This is a genomic window from Mesorhizobium sp. M7A.F.Ca.US.006.04.2.1 (assembly GCF_004022915.1).
Taxonomy (GTDB): domain Bacteria; phylum Pseudomonadota; class Alphaproteobacteria; order Rhizobiales; family Rhizobiaceae; genus Mesorhizobium; species Mesorhizobium ciceri.
Genome location: NZ_RZQA01001446.1, coordinates 1 through 820 on the forward strand (window position 1 = coordinate 1; position 820 = coordinate 820).

The 820-nt window shown below is 66.6% G+C and carries 1 pseudogene; it reads right to left on the reverse strand.

From position 1 onward, the window contains the following. A pseudogene (locus tag EN925_RS37950) lies at positions 1–820 on the reverse strand (kinesin); the annotation flags it as partial.

Consider the following 820-nt stretch of genomic DNA (forward strand, 5'->3'; position numbering starts at 1 on the left):
GGACTTGGTCATCCGGCCGATGAGGTCGGCGACGCTGTCGGACAGCGACGAGCGGGCGCCCTCGACCGCCGACAAGGTTTCGGCGGTGCGGTTGGCGAGCGCGTCGACAAGTGCGGCATTCTCGCTGCGCAGCTTCTCGGTGGCGCGTTCTGTGACCTCTTCCATGCTCTTTTGCAGTTCCGAGCCGCCCTGGGCGAAGCGCTCGACCAAAGGCCGTGCGGTTTCGTCGAGGATCTTCGACATTTCGGCCGAACGCGCCGCGAGCATGGTGTTGAGTTCGCGGGTGTTGGCGCCGATCGTCTTGGCGGCATCGTTGGTGCTCTGGCCGATATGCTGGCCAACCGCGGTGAAGGTCTCGGCGATCACATTGGCGCGCGAGACGAGTTGCGCCTCGGCGTTCGACACCTGCTCGTTGAGCTTCTGGCCCATCGTCTCGGCCGTAAAGGCGAGGCGGTTCTCGACGCCCGAGACCTGCTCTTCGACACGGGCTGCCGCGGCCGCCGCGCTCGAGGCGAGACGCTCGTCGGCGCCGGCAAGCGCCTGCTCGATTTCGCGGGCATGCACGGCCATTTCCTGGCCGGTCCGCCTTGCGCGTTCGGCAACCCGTTGCTCGGTATCGGCAAAGGCGCCGACGATCGTCTCGGCATGCTCGCCGATCGTGGTGGTGCTGCTGGCGATGCGTGACACCAGCCGCTGATCCGCGTCGTCGAAGATACGGCCGATTTCCGAGGCACGACTCGACAAGGCTTCCGAACCCTCGGCGATGCGCGAGACGAGCTGCTGGTCGGCGGCATCGAAGATGCGGCCAAGGTCCGATGCG